At 34.5% G+C, this 26,473-nt stretch carries 27 protein-coding genes and 3 pseudogenes; 22 read left to right on the plus strand and 8 right to left on the minus strand.

The window, feature by feature from the left end; translation table 11 throughout:
- Positions 1–109 precede the first annotated feature (109 nt).
- The 5 genes from IGL98_RS05455 (at position 110) to IGL98_RS05475 (ending at position 4,122) form a co-directional block, all read left to right on the plus strand.
- Positions 110–1,492 (plus strand): ABC transporter permease, encoded by a 1,383-nt coding sequence (locus tag IGL98_RS05455; protein WP_206912385.1) that lies wholly within the window; start codon positions 110–112, stop codon positions 1,490–1,492.
- A 17-nt stretch (positions 1,493–1,509) separates the two neighbouring features.
- Positions 1,510–2,184 (plus strand): ABC transporter ATP-binding protein, encoded by a 675-nt coding sequence (locus IGL98_RS05460; protein ID WP_206912384.1) that lies wholly within the window; start codon positions 1,510–1,512, stop codon positions 2,182–2,184.
- A 133-nt stretch (positions 2,185–2,317) separates the two neighbouring features.
- The gene (locus IGL98_RS05465) at positions 2,318–2,518 is read left to right on the plus strand and encodes a response regulator (protein WP_242590240.1); all 201 of its coding nucleotides are present in this window, start codon (positions 2,318–2,320) and stop codon (positions 2,516–2,518) included.
- A gap of 75 nt (positions 2,519–2,593) precedes the next feature.
- Complete coding sequence (locus IGL98_RS05470; protein WP_242590239.1) at positions 2,594–3,019, plus strand: response regulator transcription factor; 426 nt, start codon at positions 2,594–2,596, stop codon at positions 3,017–3,019.
- Positions 3,019–4,122 (plus strand): sensor histidine kinase, encoded by a 1,104-nt coding sequence (locus tag IGL98_RS05475; protein ID WP_206843804.1) that lies wholly within the window; start codon positions 3,019–3,021, stop codon positions 4,120–4,122. The genes IGL98_RS05470 and IGL98_RS05475 overlap by 1 nt, the downstream gene beginning before the upstream one ends.
- Positions 4,123–4,179: 57 nt before the next feature.
- On the opposite strand, the gene IGL98_RS05480 is transcribed toward IGL98_RS05475, so the two are convergent.
- Positions 4,180–4,551 (minus strand): MerR family transcriptional regulator, encoded by a 372-nt coding sequence (locus IGL98_RS05480; protein ID WP_206843806.1) that lies wholly within the window; start codon positions 4,549–4,551, stop codon positions 4,180–4,182.
- A gap of 170 nt (positions 4,552–4,721) precedes the next feature.
- Here IGL98_RS05480 and IGL98_RS05485 point away from each other — a divergent pair, with 170 nt between their 5' ends.
- The 3 genes from IGL98_RS05485 to IGL98_RS05495 all read left to right on the plus strand — a co-directional run bounded on the left by IGL98_RS05485 (position 4,722) and on the right by IGL98_RS05495 (position 7,026).
- On the plus strand, positions 4,722–5,105 hold the full coding sequence (locus IGL98_RS05485; protein ID WP_206843807.1) for a MerR family transcriptional regulator: 384 nt from the start codon (positions 4,722–4,724) through the stop codon (positions 5,103–5,105).
- A gap of 279 nt (positions 5,106–5,384) precedes the next feature.
- Positions 5,385–5,966 (plus strand): GNAT family N-acetyltransferase, encoded by a 582-nt coding sequence (locus IGL98_RS05490; protein WP_206843809.1) that lies wholly within the window; start codon positions 5,385–5,387, stop codon positions 5,964–5,966.
- Positions 5,967–6,066: 100 nt separating this feature from the next.
- Positions 6,067–7,026 carry an IS30 family transposase gene (locus tag IGL98_RS05495; RefSeq protein WP_339099609.1) on the plus strand — a complete coding sequence of 320 codons (960 nt, stop codon included), beginning with the start codon at positions 6,067–6,069 and terminating at the stop codon, positions 7,024–7,026.
- Positions 7,027–8,295: 1,269 nt separating this feature from the next.
- On the opposite strand, the gene IGL98_RS05500 is transcribed toward IGL98_RS05495, so the two are convergent.
- The 3 genes and pseudogenes from IGL98_RS05500 to IGL98_RS05510 form a co-directional block, all read right to left on the minus strand.
- Positions 8,296–8,667 carry an iron chaperone gene (locus IGL98_RS05500; RefSeq protein ID WP_206913023.1) on the minus strand — a complete coding sequence of 124 codons (372 nt, stop codon included), beginning with the start codon at positions 8,665–8,667 and terminating at the stop codon, positions 8,296–8,298.
- A 113-nt stretch (positions 8,668–8,780) separates the two neighbouring features.
- Positions 8,781–9,152 (minus strand): annotated as a pseudogene (locus IGL98_RS05505) (isochorismatase family protein); the annotation flags it as partial.
- Positions 9,153–9,182: 30 nt separating this feature from the next.
- Positions 9,183–9,332 (minus strand): hypothetical protein, encoded by a 150-nt coding sequence (locus tag IGL98_RS05510; RefSeq protein WP_242590293.1) that lies wholly within the window; start codon positions 9,330–9,332, stop codon positions 9,183–9,185.
- Positions 9,333–9,449: 117 nt separating this feature from the next.
- Between IGL98_RS05510 and IGL98_RS05515 the strand changes: the two genes are divergently transcribed.
- The 10 genes and pseudogenes from IGL98_RS05515 (at position 9,450) to IGL98_RS05560 (ending at position 18,228) form a co-directional block, all read left to right on the plus strand.
- Entirely contained in the window at positions 9,450–9,845 is a 396-nt protein-coding gene (locus IGL98_RS05515; protein ID WP_206913025.1) for an Lrp/AsnC family transcriptional regulator, read from the plus strand.
- A 22-nt stretch (positions 9,846–9,867) separates the two neighbouring features.
- Positions 9,868–10,416, plus strand: a complete 549-nt coding sequence (locus IGL98_RS05520; protein ID WP_206847194.1) for a DUF1697 domain-containing protein — start codon at positions 9,868–9,870, stop codon at positions 10,414–10,416.
- Between the two features lie 87 nt (positions 10,417–10,503).
- Positions 10,504–11,169 (plus strand): annotated as a pseudogene (locus IGL98_RS05525) (SDR family oxidoreductase).
- A gap of 27 nt (positions 11,170–11,196) precedes the next feature.
- A complete protein-coding gene (locus tag IGL98_RS05530) occupies positions 11,197–11,358 on the plus strand; it encodes a hypothetical protein (RefSeq protein WP_206913044.1) in 162 nt (53 codons plus the stop codon).
- Complete coding sequence (locus tag IGL98_RS05535) at positions 11,355–11,762, plus strand: MerR family transcriptional regulator (protein WP_206847192.1); 408 nt, start codon at positions 11,355–11,357, stop codon at positions 11,760–11,762. The genes IGL98_RS05530 and IGL98_RS05535 overlap by 4 nt, the downstream gene beginning before the upstream one ends.
- Positions 11,763–11,860: 98 nt before the next feature.
- Positions 11,861–12,937 carry a hydrolase gene (locus tag IGL98_RS05540; protein ID WP_206847191.1) on the plus strand — a complete coding sequence of 359 codons (1,077 nt, stop codon included), beginning with the start codon at positions 11,861–11,863 and terminating at the stop codon, positions 12,935–12,937.
- Positions 12,938–13,770: 833 nt separating this feature from the next.
- Positions 13,771–15,375, plus strand: a complete 1,605-nt coding sequence (locus tag IGL98_RS05545) for a M60 family metallopeptidase (protein WP_206913053.1) — start codon at positions 13,771–13,773, stop codon at positions 15,373–15,375.
- 110 nt (positions 15,376–15,485) lie between these two features.
- The gene (locus tag IGL98_RS05550; RefSeq protein ID WP_339099608.1) at positions 15,486–16,739 is read left to right on the plus strand and encodes a transposase; all 1,254 of its coding nucleotides are present in this window, start codon (positions 15,486–15,488) and stop codon (positions 16,737–16,739) included.
- A 2-nt stretch (positions 16,740–16,741) separates the two neighbouring features.
- Complete coding sequence (locus IGL98_RS05555; RefSeq protein ID WP_339099607.1) at positions 16,742–17,269, plus strand: putative mucin/carbohydrate-binding domain-containing protein; 528 nt, start codon at positions 16,742–16,744, stop codon at positions 17,267–17,269.
- Positions 17,270–17,283: 14 nt separating this feature from the next.
- Complete coding sequence (locus IGL98_RS05560; RefSeq protein WP_206911951.1) at positions 17,284–18,228, plus strand: putative mucin/carbohydrate-binding domain-containing protein; 945 nt, start codon at positions 17,284–17,286, stop codon at positions 18,226–18,228.
- 264 nt (positions 18,229–18,492) lie between these two features.
- On the opposite strand, the gene IGL98_RS05565 is transcribed toward IGL98_RS05560, so the two are convergent.
- The 4 genes from IGL98_RS05565 to IGL98_RS05580 form a co-directional block, all read right to left on the minus strand.
- Positions 18,493–20,829 (minus strand): glycoside hydrolase, encoded by a 2,337-nt coding sequence (locus IGL98_RS05565; protein WP_206911950.1) that lies wholly within the window; start codon positions 20,827–20,829, stop codon positions 18,493–18,495.
- A gap of 142 nt (positions 20,830–20,971) precedes the next feature.
- Complete coding sequence (locus IGL98_RS05570) at positions 20,972–22,378, minus strand: sensor histidine kinase (RefSeq protein ID WP_206847041.1); 1,407 nt, start codon at positions 22,376–22,378, stop codon at positions 20,972–20,974.
- Positions 22,362–23,006, minus strand: coding sequence for a response regulator (locus tag IGL98_RS05575; RefSeq protein WP_206847043.1), 645 nt, complete (start codon positions 23,004–23,006; stop codon positions 22,362–22,364). Before IGL98_RS05575 ends, IGL98_RS05570 begins: the two co-directional genes overlap by 17 nt.
- Positions 23,007–23,127: 121 nt before the next feature.
- Positions 23,128–23,697 carry a glycoside hydrolase family 73 protein gene (locus IGL98_RS05580; RefSeq protein ID WP_069645305.1) on the minus strand — a complete coding sequence of 190 codons (570 nt, stop codon included), beginning with the start codon at positions 23,695–23,697 and terminating at the stop codon, positions 23,128–23,130.
- Positions 23,698–23,933: 236 nt separating this feature from the next.
- Between IGL98_RS05580 and IGL98_RS05585 the strand changes: the two are divergent.
- From IGL98_RS05585 to IGL98_RS05600, 4 genes and pseudogenes are all read left to right on the plus strand, one after another.
- Positions 23,934–24,249: pseudogene (locus tag IGL98_RS05585) on the plus strand (rhodanese-like domain-containing protein).
- Positions 24,249–25,901, plus strand: a complete 1,653-nt coding sequence (locus IGL98_RS05590) for an FAD-dependent oxidoreductase (protein WP_206911952.1) — start codon at positions 24,249–24,251, stop codon at positions 25,899–25,901. The pseudogene IGL98_RS05585 and the gene IGL98_RS05590 overlap by 1 nt, the downstream one beginning before the upstream one ends.
- Positions 25,901–26,206: a rhodanese-like domain-containing protein gene (locus IGL98_RS05595; RefSeq protein ID WP_206911949.1), complete on the plus strand. Its 306-nt coding sequence runs from the start codon at positions 25,901–25,903 to the stop codon at positions 26,204–26,206. The genes IGL98_RS05590 and IGL98_RS05595 overlap by 1 nt, the downstream gene beginning before the upstream one ends.
- Positions 26,196–26,450: a metal-sensitive transcriptional regulator gene (locus tag IGL98_RS05600; protein WP_069645299.1), complete on the plus strand. Its 255-nt coding sequence runs from the start codon at positions 26,196–26,198 to the stop codon at positions 26,448–26,450. The genes IGL98_RS05595 and IGL98_RS05600 overlap by 11 nt, the downstream gene beginning before the upstream one ends.
- Positions 26,451–26,473: the final 23 nt, after the last annotated feature.

A 26,473-nucleotide genomic window follows, 5' to 3' on the forward strand; every position in this document is an offset into this window, starting at 1 on the left:
CAAATAACTATATTCTCTGCTTGAAAAATTATCTAACCAAAATCTGACCATAAATTTGTTAAGATACATTTGCTTACAAACAAAGAGAGTAAACATTGGAGGAAACAATATGAGTTTTTTTAAAAGAGCACTTATCAGTATTTGGCAACGAAAGGGGCGAACGTCTTTATTTTTAGGCTTATTCTTGGTCGTCTTTTTATTGATTTTATCAGGTTTTGCTATTCAACAATCAGCAGAAAAAAGCAAAGTAGACGCACGAAAACAATTAGGTGCTGAAGTTCGTTTGAAAAGAGATAACGATAAAATTAAAGAAGCAATACTCAGTGGAAAATCAAGTATAACGCCGCTTTCGAAAGAAACAGTAGATCAGATTAGTAACTTGCCACAAGTAAAAAGTACCTTAATTACAGGCGAAACTAGTGCTGCTAAAAGTGGTTTGAAATCTGTTGAACCTGAAGAAGCTGCAGGAACTGATTCTATGAGTCCAAGTATGCCTGGAATCGATCCAAATCGTGAAGTGCCGGCTTTTAAACTATTTGGTACGAATGATTTATTGAAAACAGCTGATTTTAAAAATCGTGATGCTAAACTAATTGAAGGAGAAGCTATCACAGACAAAACCCCAGCAAATTCTGCTGTCGTTGAGGAAACGTTCGCAAAAAACAATCAACTAAAACTAGACGACACATTCAAGATCAAAGGATTTTCATTGGATGGGGAAGAGAAAGAACAACAATATAAAGTGATTGGTATTTATAAGAGCGAAAAAGAAGTTTCAGCTTTAGAACGAATGTATGAAATGGCTCAGCCTGAAAATAAAATTTATGTCGATTTCAATACCTTTTTAAAAACCAGTGAACAAGCAAGTATTGATGATGCAACTTTTTATCTAAATGACCCTTTACAAGTTGATGATTTTGTAAAAGATGCAGAAACGAAACTGCCAACTGAGAGTAATTTCTTTAAACTAGATGCTTATACAGAACAGTACGAGCAAATGATTGGGCCACTTGAAAAAATGGCTGCCTTTAGTTCAATCATGATTAAAGTGATCGTGGTAGCTGGAGGACTAATTTTAACGTTCTTATCTTTATTATCTATTCGTGATCGTAAAAAAGAAGTAGGAATTTTGCTTTCATTAGGAGAAACAAAAGTGAGAATCATCCTGCAGCTAGTGTCAGAAATTTTACTTATTGGTATCATTTCCTTTGGGTTATCATTAGCCATCGTTGAAACAACAGGACAAAGTATTTCCAATATGATGTTATCAAAACAAGCTCAAGATGCAGGACCTATCACCCAAGAAGATGAATACGGCCAAGAAGAAGCTGCAACGATAGAACCTGTGGATAAGATGAAACTTGAAGTAAACAAGATAGTTATCTCACAAGCAGCGAGCTTAGGTTTCTTACTAATTATTATTACAACACTTGTACCAAGTATCATCATCGCTAGAACAGATCCTAAAGACCTGTTTGCCCAAAAAGAATAGAGGGAGAAATAGATAATATGAATTTAGAACTCAAAGATATCACATACTCATACAAAGAAGGAATCCAAGAATACAAGGTCTTGGATGACATCAATTATACGTTCGAAGCAGGAAATTTTTATACAATCATGGGACCTTCTGGGGCAGGTAAGACGACCTTATTATCGATTGCATCTGGACTAACAAGACCTATTGAAGGCAGTATTAGCTATCAAGGAAAAAATATCTATGATATGGGGATTACCAACTATCGGAAAAAATTCACCTCAATTATTTTTCAAGCATACAATTTGATTCCTTATATGACGGCCTTTCAAAATGTTAAGGTGGGGATGGAAATTAAAAGCCGACACATTAAAAACATCAATGAATACGTGAAAAATAAACTAAAATCAGTCGGTATTACTGAAGAGCTGATGCATAAAAATGTAATGAAATTAAGCGGTGGTCAGCAACAAAGAGTTGCGGTAGCCAGAGCATTATCAGCAGATTCTCCACTTATTTTTGCTGATGAACCAACAGGAAATTTAGATCAGGTGACATCAAAAGGAATCATTGATATGTTAAAGGAGCTTGCTATACTTGAAAAAAAATGTGTGATCATGGTTACACATGATCTAGATATTGCAAAACAAGCGGATATTAGTCTTGTTTTAAAAGATAATACCCTTCAACCCTTAAAAAGAACGTAAGCAATGATGCTTTACTTAGTATCGTTTTTAGACTCAATATAAAAAGTTATACATTATTCATAAACCTCTCAATGTTTCACAAAAAAAGTATGTTATTGTTACTATAAGTGAGATTTTTGAGGAGGTTTATGAAATGCGTTTACTTGTTGTTGAGGATGATGTGTTATTAGGCGATGGATTGTGTATGGGGCTAAGAAAAAAAGGGTATGCAGTTGATAAAGCAACAGATGGGTTTCAAGCCATTGAGATGATTGAAATAACCGAATATGATTTGATCATTTTAGATTTGTCTTTGCCTAATATGAGTGGCTGGGAGATTTTAGAAAATGTTTGAGCCCATGATTTAGAAATACGTATTCTAATTCTCTCAGCAAAAAATTTTGTTGAAGATAAAATCAAAGGCTTAGATATGGGTGCCAATGATTATTTAACCAAACCGTTTGATTTTTTTGAATTAGAAGCTAGAATACGAAATCTATTGAGACAGAAGATTAGTTTAGAAGAATCCGTTATAATCTATGGCTCAATCAGTCTTGATTCTACAAAACGAGTTGTTAAAGTAGGAAATATTCCAGTTAAATTAACAAAAAAAGAATTTGGGATTTTAGAGTACCTAATCAAAAACCCAGAAGAAGTTTTCTCAGCGGAAAAATTGATGGAACATGTCTGGGATGGGGATGTAGATTTATTTTCTAATACGTTTAAGTATCATATGTATTCATTAAGAAAAAAAGTAGCAGATATCGATCCAGTTGCTGCTGAAATGATTCAAACACTTAGAGGTGTAGGCTATCGTTTGGCTACTGAACCCATGGAGAGAGGGGAGCAAGAATAATGAGTTTACAAAAGCAAATCACGTTGTTAGTTAGCGGACTCTTGATTAGCATGTCATTGATTATGCTTTTGTTTTCCGTGTCAGGTGCAAATAAAAATTTCTCTGTTCAACGTTTGGCACGAATTGAATCTGCTGTAGTTGATTCAAGTGTTAAACCTGATGAAGTCAGTGAATTAGGCATGACATTGGCTAAAGCCAGAATGTCGTTCTCCTCTAGTCTTATTTTTGTCTGGGTTATAGTGATTGTTGTAGGAACGTTTATCACATATAAATTAGTAGGCAGAAGCTTAGGTTCTCTAGTATCTCTTCAGAAAACAATGAGCCGTTTAGACACTGAAAATATCGGAAAAAAAATCGATGTCGATCAAAAGCAACCAAAAGAAGTTCAAGCACTAAGTATGAGTTATAATGAGATGACCGCTAGATTAGATGAATCTTTTATTAAACAAAAAAACTTCGTTAACAATGCAGCTCATGAATTGAAAACCCCTTTAGCTGTGATTATTACTTACACACAACTATTACAGATGAACTTAGAATCTGATGAAGAAAGTAATAAAATGACCGAGGCAATTTTATCTAGCTGTGATAAACTATCGATTACTTTGGAACAGCTGCTTGTCCTTGCAAATGATAATCTTCTTCAGTTAGCAGATACTATCAGTACAGATTATTTGATTAATGAAGCTTTTGCTGACGTATCATTACAAGCCTTAGATCGAAAAATCCATTTAGAAAATAAAAGTCAAAAGGATAGTCAGTTTAAGGGCAATAAAAGTATGTTGAGTGTAGCACTAAAAAATTTAGTTGAAAATGCAGTCAAATATGGTGATGAGGACTCTACCGTTACAGTTACCACTATTTCTACTAAAAAGGACATTACATTTGAAGTCGAAAATAGTGGACAAGTAATTAAGGAAGAAGAAATAGAACGTATCTTTGAACCATTTTATCGTGGACAGAGCATCAACAATCAAATTATCGGTAACGGATTAGGGTTAGCGTTAGTAAAAAAAATCATTGAAAATCATTCTGGAAAAGTATCATGCAGTACTCAAGGGAAAGAAGTAACTTTTCGCTTTTCTATCCCTATTCGGGAATAGCTATACCAAAAAAGCACATGATTTTGTGAATTCTCAAAATCATGTGCTTTTTAACGTCTAAATATTTTTATTATTGGCCACTCTTTTTTTATAAACTTCTATTTTGTGGTCTAATACATCGATACCTTGTTGAATGTGTTTTATTTCATTCAGTGCAGATTGCTTTTGTTGTTGCAGTAGGTCTAAACGGTTTTGATTCGTAGATTCTCCTTGATACCACCAAACGAGGTATTGCTTTAAGTTTTCGATTGTCATACCAGTCTTCTTCAAATGCATAAAAAAGTCGATCCATTCTTTATTACGGTCATCATAAATCCGAATATTATTTTGATCTCTTTTCACCGTGATCAATCCTTCTTTTTCATAAAAACGTAGAGTATAAGGCGTAAGACCAGTCATTTTTGAAAACTCATGAATTTTGTAAGCCATCGAGATTCCCTCCCATGTTATTACTATGTTTATTTTACCACTTAGAGTCAACAATAGGTCAAACAAAAAAATTATCATTATAATTAAATTCGTCTTGACTTGGAGTTCACTTTAAGTGGTAATCTAAATATAAAGAAAATCTAAAATAAAATGAAAAGGGGAAGACAGCGATGAATATAAGTACAGCAAGTAAAGAAACGAACGTAAGTGCAGATACCATTCGTTATTACGAGCGAATAGGTTTGATCCCACCCGTAAGAAGAAATGAGAGCGGGATTCGTGATTTTACAGATGAAGATCTTCGTTGGATCATTTTTAGTAGACAAATGCGCAGCGCAGGACTTTCTATAGAAGCTCTAATAGAATATTTGGCACTTTTCAGGTCAGGAGATAAAACGATTCCTGCGCGAATAGATTTGCTTAAAGAACAAGAGAAAGAACTTCAAGAGCGGATCGATGTCATGCAAAGTGCACTGGATCGCTTACAATACAAAATTAAAAATTACGATAGTCATGTTGTCCCGAATGAGAAGAAATTGAAAGAGTTTCGTTAAAATTGCAAGATTGAGCAAAACGTTTATTTCGTTTTCGCTCGGTCTTATTTTTGTGATGACCAAGCCTATAAGAATTGGCATTGTGAGACAAACGAACATTAATCAAGAAAAATAACCTCCTTATTGAGAAAATACTTGATTATATGAGTGTCTATTACGTAAACTATTATAAAGAAGACATAAGGCTAAATCGTATCAATGCTAACATAAAAATGCAGACAAGAAATTAGCACAAATTATATTGAGTCCTCTAAAAAAATGTATATTAGGAGAGCTACCATGATAGAGACACAAAGATTGATCATTCGAAAAATAGAAGAAACAGAAGCTGATTTAAAGGCGTTATATACAATTTTATCAGATGAAGATGTAAATAAATATCTTCCATGGTATCCTGTGAAGGACCTCGAAGATACTAAGAAATTCTATAAAAAAACTATTGACTGTAACTATCAAAAAAATGACGGTTACTATTTTTTAATCTGCCTTAAAGAGAATGTTCTTCCGATTGGTTATATTGCAGTGAGTGGTAGTGAAAGTCATGATTTTGGCTACGGGTTACAAAAAGCTTATTGGGGAAAAGGGTTGATCACAGAAGCCAGTGAGGCAGTGGTCCATTTTTTGAAAGCACAAGGTTGGGCGTATATTACGGCTACACATGATATTCATAATATTGGTAGCGGAAAAGTCATGCAAAAAATTGGAATGGAATACAACTATTCATACAAAGAACAATGGCAACCTAAAAACATCAATGTTACATTTAGAATGTACCAACTAAATCTTGATGGTGATAAAACAAGAGTTTATATGGAATATTGGAATAACTATCCTGAGCACTTTATAGAAGAGGTTATATAATTAGTCTCGCCGATAGTAAAATTAAGCTAGACAACTAAATAAGTCATTTGTGCTACACTCAAAATAGTTCCGACCAAAGAATTATAAGGAGTGAAGACAAATGACCTATACTCATCTTACATCAAATGAACTCGTGATGATAGAAGCTTATTTCAATATGAGCCAACCTGTTACGATGGTTTCTAAGACTTTAAATCGTTCTAGACAGACAATCTACAATGTTTACAACTTCCTAAAACAAGGAAAATCTATCTGTGACTATTACCAACAATATAAAGAAAATAAAACGCGTTGTGGTCGACAACCCATTAGTTTGCCTACAGAACAGCATGATTACCTTCAAACTATGGTGGCTCAAGGGTGGACACCTGATGTGATTATTGGTCGAGCTGAGTTTCCTATTTCATGCTCTGTTAGAACACTTTATCGTCAGTTTAAAGCAAATCAATTTGATTGCTCAAAACTACCAATGAAAGGGAAACGAAAGCCCAACGGGCATAAAGAACGTCGCGGAAAGCAAGCATTTAAACGCAATATTTCAGAACGATCCACTGACTACCCTGATTTCCAACAGGAATTTCGGCATTTAGAAGGGGACACAATTGTTGGCGTTTATCATAAAAGTGCCATCATCACTCTAGTTGAACGCCTTTCAAAAGTGATTATTACATTAAAACCAAATGGTCGGAAAGCATTGGATATTGAAAAAGCGACAACTGATTGGCTACAAAAGATTCCCAGAAATTTGTTCAAATCCGTGACCTTTGATTGTGGAAAAGAATTTTCAAATTGGAAAAACATGAGTAATGTCAATGATATTTCTATCTATTTTGCAGACCCTGGAACCCCCTCACAACGCGGATTAAATGAGCATTCGAATGGGTTATTACGTAAAGATGGGCTGCCTAAAACAATGGATTTTAATCAAGTTGACCAAGCTTTTGTTGCGGCTGTCGCCTCTAAAAGAAATCACATACCAAGGAAATCTTTAAATTATCGAACACCATTAGAAGTATTTTTGAGTTACGTAAATGAAAGACAATTGTCTAGCTTAATTTGACAAATCAAATCTTATAAAAAAAACAAACAACTGCTTACCCAAGTGTTGATAAAATGGTTGGGTTTGTAGTTTACAAAAAGGAATAGCATTTTGGATAAACAGTTGTTTGAAAAGGTGGGCTCTGCAAACCCGCCTTTTTTTACTTGATCGTTAGAACCTAACTTCCGCCAGAAAGATCCTAACTATTACTGGTGTATCAGAAATCATTGCTACTTTTCGTTATTCAGTCTTGTAGATCTAGGAAATTATTTGTCTGCATGTTTATTTTTCAAATCATTTTTTTATACGCATTGATTTGGCAACCTTTTTAGACTGAGCACAAAAGTATGGTGAACAATTGATTCTAGCAACACTAGCTCGTAAACACTAAGAAATTAGTTAAGAGAAAAGGAGAACTTAATGTTTACTATTTATAAAAAGAGCGAAAAAATACGGCATTGGTCACTAACCAATACCGTGCAAAAGTTCAATGAATAATCATCAACTATCCAAGTTACAAAAATTTTGTAAAAAAACACTAGTATTTCTTACAAAAGTTAGGTAAAATGAATAAGTCAATGCGCATTGACTGGGCAACTTGTATTGTCAGTTCGTGCTGACGATACAGGGCTCTGTAAGAGGATTTGCTGTCTTCTTATAGAGTGCCTGTTTATTTTGTTTTTCGCTCTAATTATCTAATAATCAATACAAAACTAAAAAATGGTACTAGTCAGCAACTAATACCATGAAGCGTTCGTTAAATAAGTCTTAACTAAATCATTGAATTCGAAAAAAGACTAGTAATCTTTTCTTACTTTTAGTACAATGATAATAGTCAATAAATTATTGACGGAGGCAACTTGTATTATTAGTTCGTGCTTATAATACAGGGCTCTGCGGGATGATTTGCTGTCCTCCTGCAGGGCGCCTTTTTTTATTTAATTTTGTAATATTATCTTAACTTAAAGGTATGAGTATAGTCAATGGAATTTTCAGAAATAGTAAAAAATAAATTGAGAGAGTAAAAAATAGCCTTGAATCATAAGAACAAGTATTTTGTAGCTAAAGAAATTCTTAATCTTTTGTTCGGCGTAATCAAAACACTAGAGAGAAATTTTGACATAAAAAAAATCCCATCTTGGTTAAGATGGGATCAATTCTTATTTTATCTTTGGGGAAGATAATTAAGTAACTCTCTATGTGTAAATAATAATAGATTTAGAAAGAGATTACCACTTCAATAATTTCCCATCGATAAAACTTTTTTGAATGAAGAGGCTATTATTTATCTTATTCCCGCCAAAATTTCGTATAATCGATTTTTTCTTGCACATTGTAATCGATGATTTTTTTTAGTAATGCATAATCGATTGGCTGATCCCAAGTGATTTTGATGATGTTATCGGTGTGCTGATAGCCGGATTTTTCGATTTCATCGCTAAAAGCTGTTATTGCGATTGTTTCTGGTGCAATGGAAAGATGCTTTTTAGAAGTGCTATATGCGATAATAAAAGTACCATGATCCGTTAACATAGGTTGATTCCATTTGATTACAACACTGAACTGTGGGTAAGTTTTCATAGTCCAATCAAATAACTCTTTTACACGTTTTAGATGTTCTGGTTCGCTGATGCTTGCAAAAAATTCATTTACATCTTTCATTTTTATATCCTCATTTCTTTCAGTAATTGAGTGAAAGCTTATTCATTTCTCTTATTATAATATGAACGTAAAAAGGAAGAAAGAATTTGCTTTACAATTGTTTAAAAGGATTTTTATTTTTGTGTCGAATTTAAATAGTCTGAGGCTGTCATTACGGTTGGAAATTTGGTCAATGCAGATAGATAGGCTGTTTGAATAGATTCTGCATTCACTTTTTTTCCGTTAAAGATGAGATCTCGAGTAGCCGTAGTATCGGTTATCAATAGTGGATGTAAGCCCAGTTCAGCTGCTGCTCGTGTTGTGGAGTCGACACACATATGGGTCATCATACCGGTGATAACTAGTTGCTCAATGTGATTTTCATTTAGTAAATTACTTAATTCTGTTTTAAAAAAACTGTTTGGAAATTGTTTTTCAACTACAAAAGAATTATCCTTGATTTTTAAATTCGGATGTAATTTGACTCCTTGCGTGTTTGCTTCAAAAAATTCTGCACCTTTTTGATAATTGACGTTTTAAATATAGATAATCGGTAATTTTTGTTCAATAAAATAAGCTTCTAAGCGTTGAATTATTTTTAAAGCTTCAGTAGGCAAATACAATTCCATTTTGCCACCTTTAAAATAATCATTTTGTACATCAATAATCAATAATGCTTGTTTCATTTCATCATCTCCTCGATTTAGTTTACAAAATAAATTATAATAGCAATAAGAAAATTGAAACAGAACATGATGAAAGAATAATCAGTAAAAGACTTTCAAAGTGAAAGGAAATAGAACATGGATTGGTTGGATCAAAAGATTTTAACGTTATTGAAAAAAGATTCTAAGTTATCGCATAAAGAAATCGGTAAAAAAATCCATTTAACAGGGCAAGCTGTGGGCCAACGTATCATTCGTTTAAAAGAGTTAGGAATCATTAAAAATTATACAATCAATTTGAATTACAATGAAAAACAGTTTATTCGTATTTTTATGAATAATAATCAGTTTTCTACATTGGAAAAAGCGGTGAATGCATTTGAAGAAGTTGATGAGTTCTATAAGGTAAGTGGTCAAGCGTGTTATCTTGTTGTGGCTCATTTTGATTCTCGTGGATTATCTGAGTTTATCGAAAAGGTGTCAAAGTGGGCACGATATAGTGTGGAAACGGTAATTGGAGATAGAAAAGCTTAAATCTAATGGGAGGGAACGAACTATGACAACGTACATTGCTTTATTACGCGGCGTCAATGTTGGTGGAAAAAATCGAGTGGTGATGGCAACATTGAAAGAGCAGTTTGAACAACATGGATTTACAAATGTTGTGACGTATTTAAACAGTGGGAATGTGATTTTTGATAGTGAAGAAACCGATGTTCAACAACTAACAATGGATTGTGAAGCGCTGATTGAATCTGAATTTGGATTTAAAATCACAGTGACGATTGTTTCAGGTACTGATTTGTTGGCGGCACTAGAGCGTATACCAGAATGGTGGAATACAGATAAAGAATCAAAACACAATGTCATTTTTGTGATTCCACCAACGACAACTGAAGAAGTAATCGCATCTGTTGGTGAAGCTAAAGCAGAATATGAAAAAGTAGCACATCATGAACGTGTTATTTTCTGGTCTGCACCAATCAAAACATTTTCTAGAAGTCGCTGGTCAAAAATTGTTGGAACGAAGATGTATAGTCGAATTACGATTCGAAATGCCAATACTGTAAAAAAGCTTGCGGAACTAGTGCAAAAAAGCAATTAAAAAAGAGCTTGTCTTGGAGGTACCTCCAAGGTTTATACTTTCCTTGTTGATCGATCAAACAACAGCGAATAGAGAGGAAGTATAAAGATAAGTAAAAAAGTCTGGTTAGTAACAGGAGGTTCAAAAGGGTTAGGTTTGATTTTAACGAAAGCTTTGCTTAAGAATGGACATCAGGTAATCACAACAAGTCGTAATAAAGAAACCTTGATTCAAAAAGTGGGACCGCAAAGTGCTTCATTTTTACCAGTAAGTTTATCTTTGACCGATGAAACTGCTATTGAGAAGGTGATTGAGTTAGCTGTTAAAAAGTTTGGCAGAATCGATGTGTTAGTGAATAATGCAGGTTAAATGGTAGCAGGTGCTGTAGAGGATTTAACAGATAAGGAAGTCAGAGCCTGTTTTGATATCAATGTTTTTGGTACACTGAATATGATGAGAGCAGTCATGTCGATCATGAGAACGGAAAAATCTGGCTATATCATCAATACGTCATCGATTTCAGGACTGTATGCAGGCGCATTTGAATCAACATATGCAGGGACTAAGTTTGCCATTAATGGGATCACTCAGGCATTTGCGGATGAAGTAAAACCCTTTGGAATACATGTGATCAATGTTGCTCCAGGGTATTTACGGACGGAGTTTTTATCAGAAAACTCCTATATGATGTCTCAATCAGTCAGTGAACCTTATAAAAAATCTGTAGAAGAACGTTTGGGATTTGTTGCAAAAATGAACGGCAATCAAGCATGAGATCCCGAGAAAGTTGCTGCATTATATATGAAAATCGTTGAAATGAACGAGCCGCCTTTAGAATTGATGGTGGGCAGTGACGCGTATGAAGTGGCGTTAGATATGTCGAATCAGAAAATCCAAATGACAGAAAAATATCAAAAATTATCAGAGTCGGTAGATTTTATAAAAAAAGAGGAAAGTAGATGACCATTAAAGAAATGGCAGAACGTGTAGGTGTTTCTGCTGATACATTGAGATACTATGAAAGAATCGGTTTGATTCCAACGGTTACTAGAACGATTCATGGTGTCCGTGATTATGATGCCGTTCATCTTGAATGGATTCAGTCCATTTTAAAATTAAAAGCATCTGGGATGACGCTGGAAATGATGATTGAGTATGTTCGGTTGGCCAATCTAGGAGATACTACAATCGAGGCAAGAAAAAATTTACTAGAAGAAGAACAGGAACGGATCACAGCAAAAATTGTAGAACTTCAGAAAAGATTGGCAACAATAAATCTCAAGATTGAAGATTATTATAACGATTTATTACCTAAGACGACAGATATGATTAATAAGATGAAACATATGCAAAAAGAGACGCATTAAAATTTAGAAGAATAGACTAATAATCATTTTGTTGTATAATGGTTATCAGTCTATTTTTTTTGTTTAATTATATATGTAAAAGGAAGAGGAACCGATCAATGAAGAGAAAAATTAAAATTTTAGTTAGTTTTCTAGCCATTTTTATCACAATCATTCTAGCTTATGTCGGCTATGTCTATTTTAGCTATTCCAGAATTGCGGATGATTTACCAGTCGAAATCCGTCAAAAGGCTAAAGACAAAAGAGCGTCAACGAATCAAGAGTACAAAATCACAACTTTTAATATCGGCTATGGTTCTTATACACCAGATTACACATTCTTCATGGATGGTGGTAAACAGTCAAAAGCGGTGAGTAAAGAAAGTGTCGTTGAAAATATTTCTGGAGTGATCGATACGACCAAAAAAATCGATCCAGATTTCGCTTTATTCCAAGAAGTCGATGAAAATGCTACCCGTAGTCGCAGTGTGGATGAGGTAGCTCAAATCAATCAACAATTTAATGACTATTCTAGCGTGTTTGCAACTAATTATGATTCAGCATTTCTAATGTATCCAATTCTAGATCCAATCGGAAAATCGAAATCGGGTATTCTCACGTTGAGTAATACAGCAATTGAAGAGAGTACTCGTTACAGCTTACCTATTGAAACGAATTTTAATAAATTTTTTGATTTAGATCGCGCGTTTACTGTCTCAAAAATTCCAGTTGAAAATGGCAAATACCTAATGATATATAACGTTCATTTATCTGCATATATCAAAGATCAAAAAATCCAAAAAGAACAAGTCCATAAGTTGTTTGATCATATGGAAAATGAATATAAAAAAGGAAACTATGTAGTTGGCGGTGGAGATTTCAATCATGATCTACTAGATTCGTCAACTGAAACATTTAAGAATGATACAACAGAAGAATATACCTGGCTACAGCCGTTTCCTAAAAAAGAACTGCCAAAGCACTTACAGGTCGCAGCAATGAGCAAAGCAAATATCCCAGTACCTTCAGTGAGGAATTTAGATAAACCATATAAAAAAGGGGAGTCATTTGTAGCTCTAATCGATGGGTTTATCATTTCAGATAATGTCGAAAATATCAGTGGAAAAGTGACCAATGCTGAGTTTGAAAATTCGGATCATAATCCGGTTGAGATGACTTTTAAATTGAAAAAATAACAAAAAACAAAACAAGCGCTATTTTGATGGTAGGATCAAAATAGCGCTTGTTTTTTTCTTATTATTTTCACATAGATAAATTTAGAGCGATTCCTCCTTTTGATAAGAGCAACTAAACCGAAAGAATCAGGATTTTAAAAATAAAGTTGAAACGATGATTCAAAAAGAAAAATTGGATTATCTAAAAAATTATGGAGCGGATATTATAGGGATGAGTCAAGGATAAGATTAGGCATTTAAGTATATTATATGGTTATAAAATTGTTTATCTTGTTATATATATCAATAGATTTACATTCAATCATAATTTTAACCATAAAACAAGTCTTTATTTTATGGTTTTTTTGTATTAGAATGATTGACATGATAAAGATGTTAAAAACGTACATTATGAGGATGTTAATTAATTCAAAGTGAAAATATTTTTTATTTTAGTATGTTATATTTATAATTGATATTTATGTATTGTTTTTTTAGATTTTTATTATTTATCGTAATATTATTTTTTGAGAGGGATATGTATATAGTTTCGAGTGTTTGTTTTAATTGTGTAAGAGAACAAAGCTAGCTATAAAATGATTAAGTAAAAAACATGCAGTTAGTATCTTTCAACAAGCGGTTACAGATAAGGTTTTCCTCAAACTGAAAGAACGGTATACCTTCGTGAGAGATTCAAAAATACGGGTCAGTCCGTAGAAACGAGGCGCCAGTCACAACAGTTTCAGTTTAGGATACTATGGCTTTTATCTGTGTACTAAATAATCATGTCCCAATAGGGATGAAAACAAAAAATCAGAATAAATCTTAGAATGTTATTATACGAGGAGGAAAAAATGAAAAAATTATTGTTAGTAGTCATTGGTTGTTTATCTCTATTAGGAGCACCTTTTCAAGCCGATGCAAGTGAAGTGAAAACAAAGAATATCACTAGTATAGAGGAGCCAACATGGATTTTTAATTCTGGAATGAATAAAGGAAAAAATCATGATCGTCAGGATCTAGGTTTTGTTTTAGGCAAAGATAGGATACTGAAAGTACGCCAATCAAATCCAGAATTTCGTGGAAATCTGACTGTCCGCTTACTGGGGGATGATTCAGGAGTAGAAAAGTCAGTCAGTGTAGATTCACAATGGAAAACAATCTCAAGCTCTGAGGCTCTTGTCCCTTTCGTAGATACTCCATATGGTACACAAACAGCCACATTAGAATATTCTGTTGACGATAGCGCTAAAAAGCTACCTGTCTATTCAATAAATGAAGACCAAGGAAAATATTTTAACCTTTGGAATGAACAGGATGCTGAATATGCTTTAATTAAAGGGAAAGATTTTCAATTATTGTTGCCAAAGCGAGATAAGAATTTGGCGGAAAATTTAAAAGACTTTGCTTCATTGAATGAACTGATTCTTCACTATGAAGATATATTTAGTTATTATAATCAAATGGCTGGCTTTAATAACGCTTCTTCGAGTAACAAAAATGGTAGTAATCGTTACTTTTTAAAAGCAGATAAGCATGGTATTGGAGGTGCTTATTATGGAGGGAATTGGACAGCAAGTACTGCAGATACTACAGAAATGTGGTTAATGAAGATAAGTTGGGGAGCACTTCATGAAATAGCTCACGGCTATCAAACAGGACTTGATGGAAGAGGCATGTATACAGGTGAAGTTTCAAATAACATATTTGCAGCACAATATCAGTACGAAAAGTATGGAAAAGATGCAGATAAATTTGGTTGGCTCTTTAATCATGGAAAAAAGGAGCAAGTTGAAAATACCTTATATAATAAAATGATTAAAAATAATGGAACATACGATTCAGTTGATTTAAGAGAAAAATTAATACTATTAATGATGTTAAAACAAAAAGCTGGTAATGACTCTTTTACAAAAATGTATCAAGCTTATCGTGAACAAGCAAACAAGGATGATTTTGATAAGGAAGACTATACATTACCAGATTTGTTGAACGTTCATTCTAGTGAAAATAGTCAGTTTGATTTTACTCCAGTGCTGGAAAGATGGGGGTTGTCTTTAACAAATAGCCAACCGGAGATAAATCGTGTTAAAGGGTATCCAGCAGTCGCTTCATTAGCAGATGTAGTTCCAGAGTCTGAATTAGTGAGGGCAAAAAAATTACTTGATCCTAATATATTAATCAACTCAAATTTTGAAATAATTGCAAATAATGAAATTGCTCCATTAGGATTAAAAGGAAATTTAACAGTAACGTTGAAAACACAAAATATTTCAGAATTATTAGGAATGAAAATCCAACTAAAAAATGGAAAGAATATAGTCAAAGAAGAAGTGATCAACGGAGAAAAAATTAGCTTTTCTAAAGTACCTAATGGTGTTTATACAATTGGATTTACAGGGAAAGAAATTATCAACCTTTCCACAGAACAGCATTATCTATATGAACTAATTTCATAATTCCAACCCCTTGAGGCGCAAGAGTTAAAATTAAATAAAAAGAGGGAACCTCCCCATTTTTGATATAATGTAGTTACGACACAAGCATAATCAAAAAGGAGTGTTCCCTTATGACCATTATACAACAACCTACTTTCATTAACATAGAAATTTTAATACAACTTGATGTCAAAGAACGACATGCCCATATTTTCTCCCCAATCGATTTTTATCCAATGGTATTGCTCTTTCAAAAAGAAACCCACGTCGGTGCTCCCATTACTCTCAACTATGAGGCGGCTATTAGAGCGATGATTACCCGCTATATTGAGGGGATTCCATCGATTAAAGCCCTTGTTCAACGATTAAACGAAGATGTCGCCTTCAAACTAAGTTTGGGCTTTCTTTATTCTGAACGGGTGCCTTCAGAAGCGAGTTTCTGTCGAATCATGAAAATCTTAAGTGATAACCCAACAGTTTTAGTTCAATTAAACGACGAGTTACTGGCCAAAATCAATCAAGAATTTCAAATTTATACGGAAATCGTTGCCATCGATGCAACCTCTGTTGACGGTCATTCCAAGCCTAAAAAAACAGAGAACGAAAAAGTCTCATCGACAACTGTTCAAAAAGAAATGACACTTAAAGAGATCCGCCAAGAATTACCGATTTATCCTTCGTGGGGTGTGAAAGCAAACAGTCAAGGCAAACATAATTATTGGTTCGGTTATAAGACCCATTATGCCGTCACGGCCCATAGCCAATATATCTTAGCTGGCATCACAACGTCTGCCTTTGTCGCAGATGTCAGTGTTGCGATCCCCTTAATGATGAAAGTAGCCGATTTAGGTATCGAAGATACCATGGTTCTAATGGACAAAGGCTATGACGCTCACTCCATCTATGAAAAAGCCCATGAGTTAAAACTTGAACCGATTATTGATTTAAAACGTGTGCCTAAAAATGATGGCGAAATTGATCGTTTTTACGCCCCAACGTGCTTACTAGAATATAGTTACAAGTATGATAGTTTTGATAAGCGTTACAGTGCATTAAAATTTACGAAACCTGAAACCCATTGTCGCGATTGTCCGTTAAGAAATGAAGGCCTCTGTCAAACCGTCATTAAAATCAAACAATCTGACAACTTTCGCAAGTACTCACAGCCAGCCCGAGGTACACGGGCATGGCGGAAACATTACAAAGAGCGAACATCAGTCGAACGCGTTAATGCCTATCTTAAAGACAATTATAGCCTTAATAGCACGAACTATTTTATCGCCACACGAGTGGTAGTCGAACACCAATTAATCCAACTGGCTTACAATTTAAAAACATTTTGCGCACAATTATTAGCTAAAAAAGAAGCAGTCATGTCATTTTAAAAATGATTTATTTAAAATTGGATGAGTGTTTACTTTTTTTAAAAGTGAATTATGAAATTGGCTCATATGTAAAAGAAGCCTATAATAATGAAACTATTTTAATTGAAAAGACGGATATCAGTAATTTAGCTAATCAAACTATTCGCTTTTTGGGTGTTAGCGATACCCTTTTCGGAGAATTAAAGACTAATTTAAATACGAATACAGCAAGTTTTTCAGTTAACACAAGTGAACCACATAGCTATTATGAAGGAGAAACATACGCTAGTATTAAGGTGAGCAATTCAAAAGGGGTCGTTGTTTATGAAAAAGTAGTGCAAGGAACCAATGCTGAGGCAAAGACCGACAATATTCCGTTATCAGAAGGAGATAAAATTGAGATTTTCCATGATGAAACGAAAAACAGACTGACTTCGAGTGAAAAAATTATTAACCCCGCAAATAAAACAAATACGTGGATTGTAACAAAAAAAGGGTTAAAAAATGAGGAACTATCAGATACACCAGAAGACAACTTAATAAGAAAATAGATAAAAAAGCGGAATTGCTGAAACAAGTTCCAGCTCTGTGGAATAGTTCGATTTATCAATCAAATGAAAAGAAAAATTTACGTTTGGCGATCGAAATGCTCTCAGAACCAACTAAAACGCAGTACATGGAAAAATACTCGGAACTGTTTCCAGTTTCGCAACCAGAAAATGATGCTCTTTTCAATTATACGTTTAAAGGAATAAGCGACGTAGTATTTGCGACAATGGATATTTCTTTAAAAGAGCATCAGGTAATTGTTGACACGGAAAATAAGCAACCTCATTGGTACTTTGAAAATAAAATTTATGCAAGTATCACTATCCAAGATAAAGATGGTGTCGAGAAATATACGAAAAAATATGAAGGAAGAAAGACCTATAGTGCGGCACAAGATAAAGTTACACTTGTTGTAGGAGACTATATAACAGTGTATCATGCAGAAAACAAAGACCGGTTAATGATTCAAAATCAAGCAACGAATGAAATTTTAGCAAAGAAAGAAACGGTCACCTGTCAAGTAATGGAAAATGGGTTGAAAATGGTAGAAACCAACACTATACCAAAACCAAGACCAGAACATGGAGAACTGTTCAATTATACGTTTAAAGGAATAGGTGATATAGTATTTGCGACAATGGATATTTCTTTAAAAGAGCATCACATGATTATTGAAACGAAAAATAAGCAACCTCATTGGTACTTTGAAAATGAAATTTATGCAAGTATCACTATTCAAGATAAAGACGGTGTCGAGAAATTTACGAAAGACTATGAAGGAAGACAGACCTATACTGCCACACAAGCTAGGGTTCTACTGGATGTAGGAGACTATATAACAGTATATCATGCAGAAAGCAAAGATCGTTTAATGATCCAAAATCAAGTAACGAAAGAAATTTTAGAAAAGAAAGAAACAGTCACCTATCAAGTAACGGAAAATGGACTACGTTTATTGTAATGATTTGTTTGAAATATATGTATAAAGAGAAATAAAATAGAGGACCGAAAATCGTAAAAAGGATTTTTGGTCTTCTATTTGTTAGATTGATAGAAAAATATTAGTTAATGGAGAGTAATTTGTGACACTGATCAATGGATGTATCATTTTAGGTAATGTAGAAATATCAGTTGAAAAATGACAGAATCCGATTGATAAGACGTTTAAAATAAAAAAATAAAAAGAAACGAAGCCTGAACAAGTGGCTGCGTTTCTTTTTACTATTTAACCTTCAGTTTTTACAACAGTTTCTTTCCCATCATTAATAATCAATGCAGTATGACTAGTAACTTTAACACCATCTGCATTGTAGTCAGTACCAGAGAAATTAGCAATCACGGATAATTTATCACCAAAATCTGTTCTTTGAACCAAACGATCGTCTGTTAATACGTTGAAATCGGTCATTTCATGTTGTAAAGCAGCTTTTTGGAAAGGACTCCAAATTTTAGCATTTTCTGAGATATCTTGTTTATGCTCATCCCAAGCAGCTTTGTCGATATGCATCATTGGTGGAGTATTGTATAGATACTCTTTCATACGGCGTTCACCGACTTGATCTTTGATTTTATAACTATCCCATTCCCATTGGTGAGAAGTGATCACCGAACGGTTGTAAACGAGCTTGTAAAGTGGAAGAGAATAAACAGGATCAGTATAAATCGCTTTGTATTCTTCTTTGATCGGTACAACTTTTTTGTATTTTGTTGGAATACCGCCATCTAATGCAGCGTAACTTCCTACATAGTATTCACTTTCTTTGTTTTCACGCATATCAGGGTCGGACCACATAATGACAGGAGTTTCGATTCCATGAGCAAAAACCATATCTTTTGATGCAAAGTCATTTCCGCCTTCAGAACCGACAACCAAACCATTTTTATTGAAATAATCCATCCGTTTTAAACGTCCGGCAACATCTTCACTTTGCGTCGTCAAGTGATCAGGGCTATAGTCATTATAAATTTCACCAGCGGCATCTGTATCTAAAAACCAAGAATTAAAAGGAATTTTGTTTTGCATAATGCCAGTAAAACGTTCTTCTACATCAGGGAAAATTTGTGTTGGGTTAAGTTTACGTCCTTTTCCTAAGAAACCAGCAACTTTTTCTCCATTTTTCTTCGCGACAGTTGCATTTTCATATAGATTTTTGTTAGGAAATGAAGCTGTATTCCAATCAATACTAGCATTTTCCTGAATTGATTGATAAGAATCATAAGGGCCGATCAAGTAGCCTTCATCAGCAGCTGTTTTGACCATCGCAGGATTCATCAAACCATTCGCCCAGTTTGGTAGACCGATCCACGCATTTTCAACGCCTGAGGCTTTCATATCTTTGAAAACGTCAGATGAAGTTGCCTGTCCCCACTCTTCTAATGGAGGGGTTAAATCACCTAGGACACCAGCTAATAGGTGTTTATTTAATGTGTAACGCTCCTGTTCACTTAGTTTGTCGATGCCTTTATCGATCAGTTCTTGTGCTTTCGCATCTGGATTTTTGAAAATATCTTTATTATAAAATTGCGGATAAAGTAGTACATAATTGATTGATGTTAAGAAGGTATTTTTTTCGAATTTATAGCCTTCATTGTTTTTAAACGCTTCTAAAGCTTTTAGATATTCCTCAGAACCATCTTCACCATATTGCGTCAATAATTCACCGATCCATTGGAAAATTGGTTGGTCTACCATTTGAGGTAGTTTCCCCCATTTGATATCTTCCGTTGTTAAAATACGGCTGTTCCAGTAATAAACTTGAATTGCACCACGCATTTTTTTGATTTCTGGATTTTCTTTTTCTTTTTCATCCAGTGTTTTGAATTCACCTAAATCAATTCGGTCCATTTGGTAGGTTTTTGCGATTGCAACTGGATCATTGTCGGTAACGTAAAGTCGGTAATTCAATGTTTTATTTTTGTCGAAGCCAATAAAATTATGACTAGCTTCCAAAGTAAGGTGAGGCTCTGTTTTAGTTAAAAGATCGCTATTAAATGTATTATCCATTACAAATGTTGTAGCAAAAGTTTCTTGATTGGTTGTGAGAAAACTCATTGAGAAAGCTTCACTCATCGATAATTCTTCATTTTGCTTAAAATAAGCAAGCCATTCTTTTTGATCGTTAGGAATCGTTTTTCCTTCTGCAATTGGTAATACATAATTTTTAGCGTCTAGTTTAGGCCAGGTAAACGTTGTATCTTCATCGGATAAACTTGTGAGCGCTACAGCTAGATGATTGTTTTCTTTTTTCAGTTTGACTTTGAGTTGTTCAGTTGGGTAGGTCCAACTGATCTCATCTTTGCTCTTTTTTAAATCAGTCACTTCTTTTGCTTCTTGTGGTTTTGATACTTCTGCTTTTTCACCATTTTCGGTAATCGAAACAGTAAAAGTCGCAGGATCAACATCAAAAGAGAAATCTGTTTTAGCATACGTTTTATTTTTCTCGATTTCTTTGTTAACGATCAGCTCTTCTGATTTGCTAGACGCATTTGTTTTGTTGAAGTTACAAGCTGATAGAGAGAGTGTGATTGCGGCTAGACTTAGATAGATAGTGAATTTTTTCATTGATAACTTTCCTCCTATTTTAAAAGCGTAGTGGGCTAGTCCTGTTGGAACAAGCCGTGAATCTTAATAACATAAACTAAGTCTAGCAACTTAATGTTACAGAAAAATGCCAAAATCATCATAAAAAAACAAGCGCAAAATACTACGCTTGTTCGCTAACTTTATAAAAATGTAAAACAAAAATCAATGTCTTATGAACTAATCTTGCTTCAATCGTAAAGCCGTGTTCATTCATGATAGACTGAACGATCGATAAACCGAGTCCTGTTCCAGAAAGGTTTTTATTCCGTGATTTTTCATGGACATAAAAGGCTTCCCAAAGCTTATCTACATCAAAATCCGAAGTTAAAGAGGTTTGATTACTGATCGTAAATTCGATAAATTCTTCTGTTTCACGCCAGCTTGCTTGGATCTCTTTGTCTGTGGTGTATTTAATGCTGTTGGTCAATAAATTATCAAAAACTCTTTTGAGTAAAATCGGATCTGCTTCAATCAATGAAAGAGGCGTGTCTGTATCTGCTTCCAGCAACAAAATCTCTTCTTTTTCCATTGTAGGTCGAAGTTCTGTTACCGTTTGTCGCCAAGTATCTGATAGTTGTAGCGGTACTTTATGAATAGGCTGTTGCTGTTCTAATTTTGCATAGTCCAACATCTGATCTACGATATCATTTAATCGCTGAGTTTGCTGTAAAATCACATTTAGATAAGTTCCGTCATCTAAATCGTCTTCAATTCCTGAACCATACGCTTTGATCAAGGCGATCGGCGTTTTTAGCTCATGAGTCAAATCAGCTGTAAATTGTTTCAGCTGTTCATTTTTAGCAAGTAAGTTTTTTTGATATGTTGCCAAAGCGTAACTCATTTTATTGATGCTGAGAGCTAACTCCCCAATTTCATTTCCTGGAATATCGTTCGTTGTTACAAAACTCAATCCAGTGATCTCTTCCGCTACTTTTTTTAGATTGACTAAAGGATCTGTTATTTTTCGAACAGAAATGTAAATCAACACAATGATCAACAATAACGTGATACTTAAAGAAATAAAATTAAATGTATTGATCAAGTTCGCAGTTTCTGAAAAATTCACCGTAGAAATACCAACCAAATAAAAGGTATTATCAATCACGCGCATCTCAACTAAGAAAGTGGATTTTTGTTTCCCTTGATCGAAATTTCGTTGAACAGGCTGAGGGCTATTTTTGAGTCGATCCACTGTTTCTTGTGTGATCCAAAAACGATTTAATGCGACTTTTTTTCGATTCAACTCTAAATTCAAAGCTTCATTAAAATCATCAAGTGAGGTACCATCTAACCTTCGTGTGATGATCGTGACTTGATTGTTGTTTTCTAATTCTGCTAGTTGTTGTTGTGCATTGGCACTATGTTGAATCTCGGTCATGACAGAGGAAACTTTATGTTCCATTTTTGAAAAATAGTAGTGGGGGACGATTAAACTATTCAAAATAAACATAACAATAAAGCTGCCAATGATGATCAATGAAAAGGTCAACGTGAGCGTCGTACTGATTTTTCTAGTTTTCTTTTTCAATGAGATAGCCCACTCCTCTTTTTGTGGTGATGATCTCATCGCCAATTTTTTCACGAAGTCGTCTAATATGCGTGTCAACAGTCCGCGCTACGCCATCATAATCCATTCCCCAAACACCGACTAAAAGCTGTTCCCTCGTCAGAATACTTCCTCGGTTTTTAACGAGCATCATCAGCAAATCAAATTCTTTTTTTGTTAAATCCAGACCGTGTTCATTTTTCCAAATTTTTAAATTAGCAGGATCAATCAATAAATCTTTTACATAAATCGAATGCGTTAGACCAAGCAATTTTTTAACGCGTAATAATAACACTTGGGGATGAAATGGTTTGGTGATGTAATCATCTGCACCGACAGATAAAGAAAGAAATTCGTCTTCACCTGTTGATTTAGCTGTTAGCATCAATACCTTTAATGAACTTTCAGCTTTGATTGTTTTAATGACCTCTAGACCATCGATTTTCGGCATCATCCAATCAATAATAGCTAAATCTAATTTTTCTTGATAAAAAATATCTATGGCTGCTTCACCATCCAGCGCAGCAAAGACCGTAAAACCGGCTTTTTTTAAATAGGCACTAACGATTTGAACCATTTCCGGACTATCATCCGCAACTAAAATATTCACACGTATTGACTCCTTTTAAAAATTTGTTATTTTGGTTTATGGAGAGAAGTAAAAGTGGAAAAAATCCAATTAGCATTAAGCATAACAGGTTTAGCTAAGAACAGCGTTTGATATGCTTTGATTACTTATCATATTTATATAGTTTAAATTCATCGATCAATTGAATCAATTTATCAGCATAGTCTGGATCGGTTGCATAACCACCATTTTGCAAAGCAACAGCTGCTTCTCGATAATTTTTACTTGTTTTGATTCCTTCATACGTGCCGCCTTTTAAAAATTCCATATGATCGACCATTGATTCTTGGATCGTTTCATATTTTTTAAAGGAATCATCAATCGTGATCCGTTCGCCATCGATAAACTCATCCGTGGGCATAATACTAGATTGGTCGTTAAAAGTACCTTTGATCCCGAATAAATTTTTGGCTTCTACCGCTAGATCGCTGCGGCCCCAGTCGGACTCTAAAATTGCTTGAGCAATGGTGATACTGGCAAATAAATGAGTTTGTTTTTGTAAAAGTTTGGCTTCAGATGCTATTTCATTAATAAAAATCTGCTGATAAGCAGTCGCTTCATCTTGGATTGGTTGTTCTTCTTTATTAAAAATAAGGAAAAGACTAGCAAATGAAAGAAGTAGAATCAATAGTAATGGTAAAATATTTTGTTTTTTTAGAATTCCTTGATTCATGTAGTACCCTCTTTTCTTAAAGTGTTACATTCAGTATAGAGGTTAAATGTTACAAAAATGTGCCAAATAAGTTAATAATTGTTTGACTTTCTTAAGAATCGCTTCAGTTTGATTAAGAATCACATTGGGTAAGCGTCAAAAACAAATAAAAATAGCAAACAAAGTTCTTTACAACTTTAAACAAATCATTTATGATTGTTTTTGTAAATACCCCTAAGGGTATGAAGGAGGAGCGTATGTTTTTATTTTTTAAAGGAAATTCAATTACTACAAGTGAACTTCAAGCGAAACTAGAAACAAAACCAGAAGTGATAGATGTTCGAGAAAAAAAACGAATTTGCATCTGGACATATACCTAGCGCCAAAAATATACCCCTAAGTAAAGTCACTTCTTATACTAAAAAAGGCGAAGAAGTTGTTTACGTAATTTGTCAATCCGGTATGAGAAGTCGACAAGCAGTCAAAAAATTAAAAGCTAAAGGAATCGATGCAATCAATGTCAAAGGCGGCATGAGTGCTTGGCGTGGCGCTGTCAGAGGAGGAAAATTATAATACGAGTCGTGATTATTGGTGAGGTTGTAGGTGGAATGTCAGCTGCGACTAGATTAAGAAGATTATCAGAAGAAATCGAAATCATTGTTTTAGAAAAAGGACCGTATGTTTCTTTTGCCAACTGCGGCTTACCGTATTATGTATCGGGAGAAATCAGTGAACGCTCTGAATTGATCTTGCAAACGCCAGAACAATTGAAAAAAAGGTTCAATATCAATGTTTATCCAGAAACAGAAGCAATCAACATCGATCGAAAAAATAAAACGATTTTAACTAATTCAAAAGGCAAAGAAGAAGTAATCAGCTATGATAAATTGATCCTTTCACCAGGAGCACAACCGGTGATACCAACGATTAAAGGTTTAGATGAAGCGACAAATGTTTATACCTTACGAAATGTTCCAGATGTCGATAAGATCGTGGCGACAGTCAAAAACGAACAACCTAAACGTGCTGTTGTGATTGGTGCAGGATTCATTGGCTTGGAAATGGCGGAAAATTTACAACATTTAGGAATCGATGTTACAATTGTGGAAGCCGCGCCGCAAATTTTACCACCATTAGATGAAGAAATGGCAGCCTTTGTTGAAAAAGAATTAAAAGAAAAAGGAATTAAAGTCTTTACAGGTGCTGGAGCAACGGCGTTTAAAGAGTCAGGCAACGTCATCGAATTAAGTTCAGGAGAATCAATCTCAAGTGATTTTACGATCTTATCGATTGGGGTTAAACCATCCAGTGATTTGGCTGTTGCAGCTGATTTAAAAACAGGCTTGCGTGGTGGAATCGTTGTTGATGAAACTTACCAAACCAATGATCCTGATATTTACGCTGTTGGCGATGCTATCGTTGTCAAACAACAAATCACAGAAGAAGATGCATTGATTTCACTAGCATCTCCTGCAAACCGTCAAGGTCGACAAGTGGCTGATGTGATCGCAGGAGTTACTCGTAAAAACAAAGGAAGTATTGGCACTGCAATTGTTCGAGTATTTGATCTTGCAGCAGCTAGTACTGGTTTAAATGAGCGCCAATTACGTAATAGTGATTTAGAATATAAAGCAGTTCACACAACGTCAAAAAGCCATGCAGGGTATTTTCCAGGTAGTCATCCCATCGTGATGAAACTTCTATTTCATCCTGTGTCAGGAAAAATTTATGGAGCCCAAGCAATTGGTCAAGATGGCGTGGATAAACGAATCGATATCATTGCGACAGCGATCAAAGCAGACATGACCGTTATGGATCTACCGGAGTTAGAATTTACTTATGCACCACCGTTTGGTTCAGCAAAAGATCCTGTTAATATGATCGGTTATGCCGCAGCGAATATTGTGGAAGGTTTCTCTGAAAATATCCAATATTACGAATTAAAAGAAACAATAGAACATGGCGCTATTTTACTGGATGTGAGAAATCCAGGTGAATTAAAAACCAATGGTTCATTACCGCATGCTGAAAATATTCCATTAGACGAATTAAGGGAACGTTTATCGGAACTTCCCACTAATAAAGAAATTATCGTTAGTTGCCTAAGCGGACAACGTAGCTATTTAGCAGAACGTATCTTGAAAAACAATGGTTTTGATGTTAAAAATTTAGACGGAGCTTTTCAAATATATAGTACAATTTACCCTCAGGAGGTTATTAAATAATGTATAAATCAATCATGATCGATGAATTTGAACAATTAGAAAAAAGAAACGACTTAGCAATCATAGATGTACGTGAAGATGATGAATATGCTTCAGGACATATCAAAGGGGCAAAAAGTATGCCGTTAAGTACGCTGCAAGAAACGGCTGAATCCTTAGATAAAGCACAGCCTTACTATATTATCTGTCAAGCTGGTGGACGTTCACAAATGGCTAGTGAATATTTTGCTTCATTAGGGTATGATGTAACGAATGTAATGGGCGGCATGTCAGCGTGGAGAGGGGAAGTTATTGATGGCGTGTGATCCTAAGTTAGCGAATCGCTTAAAACGTTCGGAAGGACAAATTCGCGGGATTTTAAAAATGATGGATGAAGGAAAAGATTGCCGAGAAGTAGTTACACAGTTGATGGCTGTTCGTTCTAGTATTGATAAAGTAATCGGGCTTGTTGTAACTGAAAATCTGAAACAATGTATGGAAGACGAAAGTATCGATCTAACTAGTGAAGATATGGCAAAAGCGTTGGAAATGATCGTCAAAACAAGATAAACTAAAAAGTCGGAAATCAGTAG

The organism is Enterococcus sp. DIV0840 (genome assembly GCF_050527835.1).
GTDB classification, from domain to species: Bacteria; Bacillota; Bacilli; order Lactobacillales; family Enterococcaceae; genus Enterococcus_L; species Enterococcus_L ureasiticus.

Bases quoted from the DNA above. Each gene is read 5' to 3' on its own strand.
- IGL98_RS05550 (WP_339099608.1), top strand. From the start codon at position 15,486: ATGACCATTATACAACAACCTACTTTCATTAACATAGAAATTTTAATA.
- IGL98_RS05455 (WP_206912385.1), top strand. From the start codon at position 110: ATGAGTTTTTTTAAAAGAGCACTTATCAGTATTTGGCAACGAAAGGGG.
- IGL98_RS05595 (WP_206911949.1), top strand. From the start codon at position 25,901: ATGTATAAATCAATCATGATCGATGAATTTGAACAATTAGAAAAAAGA.
- IGL98_RS05480 (WP_206843806.1), bottom strand. From the start codon at position 4,551: ATGGCTTACAAAATTCATGAGTTTTCAAAAATGACTGGTCTTACGCCT.
- IGL98_RS05490 (WP_206843809.1), top strand. From the start codon at position 5,385: ATGATAGAGACACAAAGATTGATCATTCGAAAAATAGAAGAAACAGAA.
- IGL98_RS05460 (WP_206912384.1), top strand. From the start codon at position 1,510: ATGAATTTAGAACTCAAAGATATCACATACTCATACAAAGAAGGAATC.
- IGL98_RS05495 (WP_339099609.1), top strand. From the start codon at position 6,067: ATGACCTATACTCATCTTACATCAAATGAACTCGTGATGATAGAAGCT.
- IGL98_RS05545 (WP_206913053.1), top strand. From the start codon at position 13,771: ATGAAAAAATTATTGTTAGTAGTCATTGGTTGTTTATCTCTATTAGGA.
- IGL98_RS05485 (WP_206843807.1), top strand. From the start codon at position 4,722: ATGAATATAAGTACAGCAAGTAAAGAAACGAACGTAAGTGCAGATACC.
- IGL98_RS05500 (WP_206913023.1), bottom strand. From the start codon at position 8,667: ATGAAAGATGTAAATGAATTTTTTGCAAGCATCAGCGAACCAGAACAT.
- IGL98_RS05475 (WP_206843804.1), top strand. From the start codon at position 3,019: ATGAGTTTACAAAAGCAAATCACGTTGTTAGTTAGCGGACTCTTGATT.
- IGL98_RS05540 (WP_206847191.1), top strand. From the start codon at position 11,861: ATGAAGAGAAAAATTAAAATTTTAGTTAGTTTTCTAGCCATTTTTATC.
- IGL98_RS05600 (WP_069645299.1), top strand. From the start codon at position 26,196: ATGGCGTGTGATCCTAAGTTAGCGAATCGCTTAAAACGTTCGGAAGGA.
- IGL98_RS05510 (WP_242590293.1), bottom strand. From the start codon at position 9,332: ATGAAACAAGCATTATTGATTATTGATGTACAAAATGATTATTTTAAA.
- IGL98_RS05580 (WP_069645305.1), bottom strand. From the start codon at position 23,697: ATGAATCAAGGAATTCTAAAAAAACAAAATATTTTACCATTACTATTG.
- IGL98_RS05535 (WP_206847192.1), top strand. From the start codon at position 11,355: ATGACCATTAAAGAAATGGCAGAACGTGTAGGTGTTTCTGCTGATACA.
- IGL98_RS05555 (WP_339099607.1), top strand. From the start codon at position 16,742: ATGATTTATTTAAAATTGGATGAGTGTTTACTTTTTTTAAAAGTGAAT.
- IGL98_RS05530 (WP_206913044.1), top strand. From the start codon at position 11,197: ATGAAAATCGTTGAAATGAACGAGCCGCCTTTAGAATTGATGGTGGGC.
- IGL98_RS05470 (WP_242590239.1), top strand. From the start codon at position 2,594: ATGGGTGCCAATGATTATTTAACCAAACCGTTTGATTTTTTTGAATTA.
- IGL98_RS05565 (WP_206911950.1), bottom strand. From the start codon at position 20,829: ATGAAAAAATTCACTATCTATCTAAGTCTAGCCGCAATCACACTCTCT.
- IGL98_RS05520 (WP_206847194.1), top strand. From the start codon at position 9,868: ATGACAACGTACATTGCTTTATTACGCGGCGTCAATGTTGGTGGAAAA.
- IGL98_RS05515 (WP_206913025.1), top strand. From the start codon at position 9,450: ATGGATTGGTTGGATCAAAAGATTTTAACGTTATTGAAAAAAGATTCT.
- IGL98_RS05465 (WP_242590240.1), top strand. From the start codon at position 2,318: ATGCGTTTACTTGTTGTTGAGGATGATGTGTTATTAGGCGATGGATTG.